Below are 8,781 nucleotides of genomic sequence, written 5' to 3'. Positions count from 1 at the left end.
CCCTAACAGGACCGTCGCGGGGTGGAGCAGCCCGGTAGCTCGTCAGGCTCATAACCTGAAGGTCACAGGTTCAAATCCTGTCCCCGCAACCAACTCCTACGACAGCCCCGAAGCGAAAGCTTCGGGGCTGTCGTGGTTATTATGCCAGCGCGTAGTCCGAACATTAAGACCAACTCGCTCTATAGATAGATGGTGGAAACAGCTCAGGTCAAAGCCGGAGCGCTGGAACGTGCCTGCCCAAATTTGGCATTCTTTCACCGTGGTCGATGCTACGCCGTAGCGATGCTCGACAGATCGATTGTCGGATCGATCGGCACGCCGGAATCCTTCCGTTCCGAATACCGGTCGACGTTCTGGGCCGCGTGAGGGCGGAGCACAACCGTGAAGCGGACCATCTTCTCCATCTTCGCAAGGCCGATCTGCCGGTCGAGATTCGCGAGTCCGACTTCACGATCCGGGCGGATGCTGACCGTCTCGGTCTCCAGGCGCTGCGTCTCCACCTCATACCCTGCAAGGAATGCCGCGACGATATCGTCGCATATGGGTCGAGCCCACAGAAGAGCTACAGGGCGGTCGTTGAGTTAGACAAAGGTGTGTCGCCACCAATTGGCTGACGTTTGCAAAACTTTACCCGGTACACATCTTGAAGCCAAGACGCGCTGCCATTGCAGGGCGGCCAACGAATAGTTCGTCGGCTGAATTCGATGGGGCGCTGTGCAATGAACCGATATTTTCAACGACGCCGGACAGTTGCCGGGCTGCTGGCCGTCGTGGCCGTGACCGCAGCGATCGCCGGTGCTGGCCTAGCCTCGGCGGTACCGGCCTTACGCGGGTTGTCTGGCCATTCGGCAACAGCGGATCCTGCGATCAACGACGCGCACTTCAACAAAATTCTAACGCAAATTCTGCCTGACGGCACGCCCAAGCAAAGGGCGCAGCTGAAGCTAATCGCCAATTCGGTCCATACCGATCTGAATGCCTTTCACGCACAGTTCCGGACCGCACACCAACGTGCATACGTCCTGGTGTTGCAGCCGTCGATCGACCGCGCCGGGTTGGAGGCATTGCGAGTCGAGCAGGTGCAGCAGGCGGACCGTGCCTCGCGGCGGATCGTCCAAGGGCTGGCCGACGCCGCCGAGGTGCTGACACCATCACAGCGCGTCCGATTGGCTGCTCATCTCAAGGCAGTCCATCACAAGGGGGCAGGACTGTGAGCCCCTTTTTGGCTGGCGTATGCATACTGGCCGTCTCAGTCGACGCCAGCGCCGCGCTGCTGACGTCGCCGTCAAGCCAGACCCTGATAGAACGCGTCAGCGTTGCCGATCTCGATCTACGCGGCGAAGCCGGCCGGGCAACCCTTCAGAGGCGCATCCATGGAGCAGCGCGTCGGGTATGCGCCACCCAGGATGTTTTGCCATTGGCGATGAAACTGAGCGAGATGCGCTGTACTCAAACTGCCATAGCCCGTGCTTCGGCTCAACTTGACCAGATTGCTGCCGCCCATGCGGCAGAAGCGGTCGAGGTCGCAGTACTCGCGGTCGACACGAGTCGCTGACGGCAAGCGATCGTCGGACCTAGCCTACAGGCTTTGCGGAGTGCGCGAAGCCTGTATGGTCTGCTGGACACCCCTGCATCATCATCTGAAGGCCAAGGCCATTATTCAGCACATCCTGATGATCGAAGACGATCGCCGTTTAGCGGCGATGGTGAAGACCTATCTGGCCCAGCACGGCTATCTCATCGCGCACGCCACGGCCGGCGAGGAGGGCCTAGCCGCGTTGCGCGACCACGAGCGTGCGGGGTTCGCCGCCGTGCTGCTCGACCTGATGCTCCCCGACAGCGACGGGCTCGACATCTGCCGGCGTGTCCGTGCATTGCCGTCGCCCGCAGGCGCGGTGCCGATTGTGATGCTCACGGCAAAGGGTGACCCGTTCGACCGCGTAATCGGCCTGGAGCTAGGCGCTGACGACTATCTTCCCAAACCGTTCGAGCCCCGCGAGTTGCTGGCCAGGCTACGCGCCGTGCTGCGCCGACCGGCCCTGGCGGCGGCGGACAGCCTGCCGCGACTGCGGTTCGGGCGGCTGGAGATTGACCGCGATGCGCGCGTGGCACAGCTGGGCGGGCAGGGTTGCCCGCTGACCGCCTATCAGTTCGATCTGCTCGTGGTGCTCGCCGAGCGCGCCGGTCGCGTGCTGTCGCGCGACCAGCTGATCGACGCGTTGAAGGGCCGAAGCCACGAGCCATTCGACCGATCGATTGACGTTCATATAGGACGCCTGCGTGCCGCAATCGAAGACGATCCCAGGCAGCCTCGGCGCATCATCACAGTGCGCGGATCGGGCTACGTGTTCGCACGGGTGCAGGATGGCTGAGCCTGACGTGCTGGACGGTGACAGCGGCCGACCCCGCCTGATGCAGCGCCTGTATTGGCGGATCTATCTCGCATTGCTGGCGAGCCTAACCGCGGCGGCAACTCTCTTTGGACTGGCGCATCTGCGCTACGGCGCGGCTCCAGCGGCCATGCAGGGCTTCCGTGGCCATCTCGCCATGCTGGCGCTGCTGCTGGCGATTGCGGTGGTCGTGGCGGTCGCTGCATTCCCCGTCGTTCGCCGGCTTACCCGCCGGCTCGAGCGGCTCCAGGCCAGCGTCGATGCCTGGGGGACGGGCAATCTGTCGAGCCGGGTTGCCGTCGAGGGGCGCGACGAAATTGCGCGGCTGGCAATGAGCTTCAACCAATCGGCCGGGCGTATCGAAGCGTTGATGAGCGCGCAGCGGATCCTGCTAGCCAATGCCTCCCACGAACTGCGATCGCCGCTCGCGCGTATCCGCATGGCGATCGAGTTGCTGTCCGAGGCACCGTCTGTCGCAGTACGCGCGGAGTTAGCGCGCAATGTGATGGAGCTCGACCAGCTGGTCGAGGAAGTGCTGTTGGCGAGCCGCCTCGACGGGACGTCAGTGCATGCGAGTTCGCGAACGGTCGTGGATCTGACCGCGCTCGTTGCCGAAGAATGTGCGCGCGCGACCGCGCGGTTCGCGGGCGTGCGCGTGAAGATGTCCGGCGACGCAGTCCTTCTGCGGCGGATGATCCGCAATCTCCTCGAAAACGCGCAACGCCATGGCGGCGGGACACAGATCCTCGTCACGCTGACAGCCTGTGCAAATGAGATCGCGCTTGAGGTCCACGATGGTGGCGCAGGCGTCCTTCCGAGCGAGTGTGAGGCCATCTTCACGCCGTTCTACAGAGCACGCGGCGCGAACGAGGGTGATGGCGGATATGGCCTCGGTCTCAGCCTTGTCCGTCAGATTGCACGGCAACACGGTGGTGAGGTGCGCTGCATCGCAGCCGAGACAGGCGGTGGTCGGTTCAGGGTGGCATTGCCGAGATGAACAGCTCTGCTGCAATGCCGCCCGAAAAGCGGCCGGGGATCTAAACGAACGGACGACCGAAGTTCGGGGAGCACATAGGGCGCGAACGCCCGCTCGTGGATCAAATCTGCGAGAACGACGCCGGACTTAGGATCTGGTTGTCTATCCCGGTGGTGATTTCGCGGTCGGTAAGCCCCGGCGTTGAGATGAGCCGGCGCCAAGCGGGATCCGACCCGAAGGCACGCCAGTTTCGTTCACGGGTCGCAAGGTCGGGAAAGGTCAGCAGGTAGGTCAGGCTCGGCAGGCGAGCTCCGGTGAGGTCCTGGGCGAAAAAGACCGGCGTTAGGCCAGTCCGACGGAATATCTCGATTTCACCGCCCGTGTCGAACATCCCGATCTTGGTCATTCCGGCCGCTTCGCTGTGGCTGAAATACGTCCTGAGTTCGAATATGCGAGTCTTGTTGCTGCTCGAGGCGTCGGTCAACTCGAGACGAGGAAAGTGAGGGAAGGCGCGCATCAGCTTCACCTCGAGGGACGTGTATGGCGGCGCGTCTGGCGTCACCTTTAAAAACGGGCCGGCAGCCGTGGTGTAGCTCGGATCGGCGGTGAGCCTGCCGGGCAAAGCCACGAAATCCTCGATCGAGGGATAGGGGACGAGAACATGGACGGTTGGACTTTCGGACCCGATCGCCACCGTAAATATACCCACCGGCCCGCAACCTGCGCGTCGTGCCGCCGGGATAAAGGCGTTCCTGAGATAAGCGTCCAGACGGTCCTTCATGGGGCCGTTTACCAGCCTATAGGTCCGCAGTTCGTAGATTTCCAGGGTTGCCGCCGCGTCGCGGGGCTGAGCCTCAGCCTCGACAGTTGCACGCGCCACGCCGCCCATAGCGGCCCCTGCGAGCAACGAACGTCGATCAATTGGATATGCCATCATGTCCTCGCAAAGCCGTCCGGGCCAGTCGAGCGCAAGCCGCAACCGTCGTCAATCCGCGATGTCTGCCCGCTGATGATTGACATACGCCGACCTCGCGGCATTCCTGCCTCCAAGGCGACAGCTGGGTGACGTCAACTGGTTCAGCGCTATGATATCCGGATAAATGCTAACAGCGCCTAATCATCGAAGGCGGTTGTTCAGCTAATGTGTAAGTGCGACCAGAGTTGGGGAGGTGAAACTGGCAACCGAATGGCCGACCTTCGGTCAGTCCATATCGACGAATGGCAAGAGCCACTGTCGAGCGCGCGGCGCAGCGGTTCCACCCTGTCGGCATTACGGCCAGTCGGCTTATGCAGCTGGCAGCCGATAGGGTGTACGATAATGGGGCGTGATTAGTCCGTTCGCTTCTGCGTCATCCCTGAACTGACCTGATGCAGCATCCCAATTCACCTTGCGGCCTGTGCGCAACGCGATGTTTCCCATCTGGCACACGATGGCGGTGTTGGACGCCGCCTCAATCGTACACGCTGGCGTGCGCGTGCGATCTTTAACGCAGGCAATGAAGTCGGCTGTGTGCCGGTCGAGCCCCTCGTCCTTGGCTTTCGTGACCGGGATCTCCCGAGTCATGGCTCTGCCATCGCTTGTTTCTGGCGTGACACGCCACTGGCCACGATCGACGACAAGGGTGCCGGTCTCGCCGACGAAGGCGACGCCGTGGTCGCGACCGCCATAGGGGCCCTGACTGATGCCGACCGCATGCTCCCATTCCACGGAATAGTCGCCAAAGTCGTAGATGGCGGTCTGCGTGTCCGGGGTTTCCATCGCCGAGCCCGGATAGCCATAGGCGCCGCCAAGCGCGCTGACCGAACGAGGTGCCTCGGCCTTCATGCCCAACAGCGCGATGTCCATCAGATGGACGCCCCAGTCGGTCATCAGGCCGCCCGCATAGTCCCAGTACCAGCGCCAGCTGAAGTGGAAGCGATTGGGGTTGAAGGGGCGCAGCGGTGCGGGGCCAAGCCAGCGATCATAATCGACGCCAGCGGGTGGGGCCTGATCCGGTTGGGGAACGACGCGCTTCATCCATCCCATGTACGCCCAAGCCTTGACCTTTCGGACCCGACCGATGCCGCCGGACTGAACATGCGCGATTGCGTCTGCCCAGTGCTGGTTGCTGCGTTGCCACTGACCAACCTGAACCACACGATTGTGACGCTGTTTGGCGGCGACCATGGCACGGCATTCGGCAATGGAGTTTCCGAGCGGCTTTTCACAATATGCGTCCTTGCCCGCGGACATGGCATCGACCAGCTGAAGCGCGTGCCAATGGTCGGGCGTGGCGATGATCACCGCGTCTATCGACTTGTCGTCCAGCATCCGACGATAGTCGTCGTAGAGCTTCGGCGTGCGGCCTGAGACCTTCTTCAATTCGGCACCGCGTGCCGCAAGGACCGTAGCGTCGACGTCGCAAAGGGCTACGGGCGCTACGTCGGCCCGCTTGCACATGGCAGAAAGATCCGACCAGCCCATGCCCTTGCAACCGATCAGACCGACCTGGACTTTGTCGTTCGCCGACACCCGGCCGCGGCGCTGGGCAAAGGCCTGGCTAAGCGGCGCCACGGTAGCGGCTGAGGCTGCGAGGCCGCCAACCAAGAGGGCGCGGCGGTCGAAGCTGGTGGTCATGTTGGTCCTCCCCAATCTGTCCTGACGGCATTGGTAGCGCCCAACCGCCCCTTCGCAAGTCCACAGACGCAAAGGGAGTGCGCCGCAAAACGCAGTTTCAGCTCCTGATCAAGGTCATCCACGCGAAAAGCAGCGTTCGGTCGGCCATGACCAAGAGCGTCACGCATCGTCGAAATAACGATCCGAATGATAGAGCAGTGCTCACCCTCTTCGATGGCAGTTGGGCACCCGCAAGATCTGATGTATGTTGGCTTGGTCGATGAGAATGATACCCTTCCTGACGAAGCCGCGCCTGCATTGGCGCTCCTCGCCCACGCCGACACTGACCGTGCTACCTGTAATGACGTGCTCTAAGCCATCTCCGTCTGGCTGGCGGCCGTTGCCGGTGGTTCGACGGCAGCGTTGGATCAGGCCGCCGCGCTTGCGACGGCCCTTGTCGAGGAGTTCGAGGTCGCGACGCTCACTTTCACACCAGGATTGCGCGCAAGGTGCCCAGTTCGGCGTCTTAACTTAAAACGCTACCTTGAACTGGCCGCCGATGATCCGCGGCTCGTTGATCATGCCCGTCAGATTGTTGAAATCGATCGCGCTGATGCTGCGATACTGGTTCGTGATGTTGCGCACGAACGCGCCGACTTCATACCCCTGCGGCGATTTATAGCCGACCTTGAGCCCGCCTTCGAGCGACGACTTGCCGGTGAACTCGACCGCTTCGTACAGGAAGAAGTTGATGCGGCTGCGATACACCCAGTCGGTATAGGCATAGACCTCGCCACCGTTCGCGAGCGGTATGCCGTAGCGCGCGGTCCAGTTGGCGATCCAGCGTGGCGCCTGGGGAAGATCGTTGCCGTCGATCATCGCAAATCCGTTCACGATCGGATCGAGCACGGTGCAGGTCGCGCAGACCCCCACGCCGATCGAGCGATCGCGGATCTCGGTGAAGTTGTAGCTGCCGCTTGCGGTCAGCGACAATTCGGGCACCGGCCGCGCCTCGAACTCGCCCTCGACGCCGTAGCCGATCGCCTTGTCCGCGCTGATCAGACGGGCCGAGTTGCTGCTGCCGCCGACCGCAGTGATCTGCAGGTCCTTGGTGCTGTACCAATAGGCGTCGATCGAGAAGTTCACCTTCCGGTCGAGCAGCGTCCCCTTGAAGCCGCTCTCGCCCGAGAAGGTCGTCTGCTTCGGTGCGGTGCTCTGGACGCTGCCGAACGTCACGCGGTCCTGGATCGCCGGCCCCTGATAGCCGGTCGCAAGCCGCGAATACACGTTGATCGCGGGGGTCAGCTCATAGGTCGCGCTCGCGTCCCAGGTCACGTTCGAGCCACGGACGACCGCACGCGCGGGCAGTGTGTCGCTGATCCCGGTCCCGGGGATCGGTGCGGTCACGAGGTCGTTGCGATAGTCGTGCGAATAGCGGACGCCCGCGCGCAACGTCAGCAACTCGGTCGGCTTCGCCTCGATCGATGCAAACGCACCGTAATTCTCGTTGCGATTGTCGTGGAAGATGTCCTGCGTCAGGTCGGTCGCACGCGATCCGGTACCGCCGAACGCATAGTCATATTGATGATAACGCAGCGTCTGGTAGAAATAATACAGCCCGCCCTGCAAGCGGATGCCGTTCATGTCCTCGCTGGCGTAGCGCAGTTCCTGGCTGAACTCCTTGGGCTTGGTGAGGCCGCCGGTGTTCGACGGGAACAGCCCGACGCCGATCGCGCCGATCGTGCCGCCCGTGAACGGGTAGCTGTTGCCGCCATCGACATCACCGGTGCTCTCGACCTTGGCCTGTTCATAGCCGGTGACCGAATAGAAGGTGCCGATGCCGTCGAGGTGATAATCGAGCCGCAGGTTGGTGCCCCATTGCGTCAGGCTCTGGCTGGTATAGCCGTCGAGCGTGACATGCTTGGGGTCGAAGCCGGTGTTGAAGTCGTTGGTGCCGGGTTTGAACAGCCCGGCGCGGAAGATGCGCGGCGAGCCCGTGAGATCACGGACGTGGACGTTCAGCAAGGCGTTGAAATCGCCGCTGGTATAGCCGAGCTGGAAGCGGCCGGCGACATCGCGATACCCTTCGAGCTTGCGATCGGCATTGCCCGTCGTGGAATCGTTGGTGACCCAATCGTCGCGCGACTGGATCAGGCCCGATGCACGGAATGCGAAGCCGTTGCCGATCGGCAGGTTCAGCGCCGCCTCGCCGTTGATCGTGTTGTAGGTCGCCCAGGATCCGGTCGCATAGCCCGAGGCCTTGTCCGGATCCGGCTTGGCGGAATTGATCTTCACGACGCCGGCTGGCGTGTTGCGCCCGAACAGCGTGCCCTGCGGCCCGCGCAGCACTTCGACGCTTTGCAGGTCGAACACCGGGAAGGATTTCAGCATCGGATTTTCGAGTGCGACGTCGTCATACACCACCGACACCGGCTGTGCGGCGTTCGGATCGAAATCGGTATTGCCGAGCCCGCGGATGTAGAAACGCGGGAAGGTGCGGCCGAACGAGGATTCCACCTGAAGGCTCGGCGTGCGACCGGCGAGGAACCGGATATCGAGGCCGCTCGAGTTGAGCACGTCGAGTTTCTCGCCGCTGATCGCGGTGACCGCGAGCGGCACGTCCTTCGACGATTCCCGACGGCGGGTCGCCGTGACGACGATGTCGCCGACGCCCTGTTCGCCGGCCGGATCGCCGACGGCTTGCCCCGTCGGCGCCTGGTCCTGCGCGACGGCGGGTGTGGCACAGACGAATAACGGCGCGCTGGCGGCCAGCAGCCGGGCGATGGCAGACGTACGAACGGGCAAGCGAATCATGGATG

7 protein-coding genes, 1 tRNA gene and 1 pseudogene are annotated in these 8,781 nt (G+C 62.8%); 5 read left to right on the top strand and 4 right to left on the bottom strand.

What is annotated here, in order from left to right; all coding sequences use genetic code 11:
• Positions 1-15: 15 nt before the first annotated feature.
• Positions 16-92 (top strand) — tRNA-Met (locus C8J24_RS17230).
• A gap of 177 nt (positions 93-269) precedes the next feature.
• On the opposite strand, the pseudogene C8J24_RS17225 reads toward C8J24_RS17230, so the two are convergent.
• Positions 270-404 (bottom strand): annotated as a pseudogene (locus C8J24_RS17225) (arsenical resistance protein ArsH); the annotation flags it as partial.
• 315 nt (positions 405-719) lie between these two features.
• Here C8J24_RS17225 and C8J24_RS17220 point away from each other — a divergent pair.
• The 4 genes from C8J24_RS17220 to C8J24_RS17205 are packed head-to-tail and all read left to right on the top strand — an operon-like array spanning position 720 to position 3,387.
• On the top strand, positions 720-1,214 hold the full coding sequence (locus tag C8J24_RS17220) for a periplasmic heavy metal sensor (RefSeq protein WP_167396809.1): 495 nt from the start codon (positions 720-722) through the stop codon (positions 1,212-1,214).
• Positions 1,211-1,555 carry a UrcA family protein gene (locus C8J24_RS17215; RefSeq protein ID WP_167396808.1) on the top strand — a complete coding sequence of 115 codons (345 nt, stop codon included), beginning with the start codon at positions 1,211-1,213 and terminating at the stop codon, positions 1,553-1,555. Before C8J24_RS17220 ends, C8J24_RS17215 begins: the two co-directional genes overlap by 4 nt.
• A gap of 40 nt (positions 1,556-1,595) precedes the next feature.
• Positions 1,596-2,372, top strand: coding sequence for a winged helix-turn-helix domain-containing protein (locus C8J24_RS17210; protein ID WP_244180877.1), 777 nt, complete (start codon positions 1,596-1,598; stop codon positions 2,370-2,372).
• A complete protein-coding gene (locus C8J24_RS17205; RefSeq protein WP_107934448.1) occupies positions 2,365-3,387 on the top strand; it encodes a sensor histidine kinase in 1,023 nt (340 codons plus the stop codon). The genes C8J24_RS17210 and C8J24_RS17205 overlap by 8 nt, the downstream gene beginning before the upstream one ends.
• Before the next feature lie 100 nt (positions 3,388-3,487).
• Here C8J24_RS17205 and C8J24_RS17200 read toward each other — a convergent pair whose 3' ends face one another.
• The 3 genes from C8J24_RS17200 to C8J24_RS17190 all read right to left on the bottom strand — a co-directional run bounded on the left by C8J24_RS17200 (position 3,488) and on the right by C8J24_RS17190 (position 8,776).
• Positions 3,488-4,255, bottom strand: coding sequence for an NIPSNAP family protein (locus C8J24_RS17200; protein ID WP_167396807.1), 768 nt, complete (start codon positions 4,253-4,255; stop codon positions 3,488-3,490).
• Positions 4,256-4,651: 396 nt separating this feature from the next.
• Positions 4,652-5,983: a Gfo/Idh/MocA family protein gene (locus tag C8J24_RS17195; RefSeq protein WP_107934444.1), complete on the bottom strand. Its 1,332-nt coding sequence runs from the start codon at positions 5,981-5,983 to the stop codon at positions 4,652-4,654.
• 510 nt (positions 5,984-6,493) lie between these two features.
• Positions 6,494-8,776 (bottom strand): TonB-dependent receptor, encoded by a 2,283-nt coding sequence (locus tag C8J24_RS17190; protein ID WP_244180876.1) that lies wholly within the window; start codon positions 8,774-8,776, stop codon positions 6,494-6,496.
• Positions 8,777-8,781 lie beyond the last annotated feature (5 nt).

The sequence above is a fragment of the Sphingomonas aerolata genome, from assembly GCF_003046295.1.
Classification (GTDB): domain Bacteria; phylum Pseudomonadota; class Alphaproteobacteria; order Sphingomonadales; family Sphingomonadaceae; genus Sphingomonas; species Sphingomonas aerolata.
Note: the sequence above shows the minus strand (reverse complement) of the source record. Positions and strands in the feature narration are given on the sequence as shown.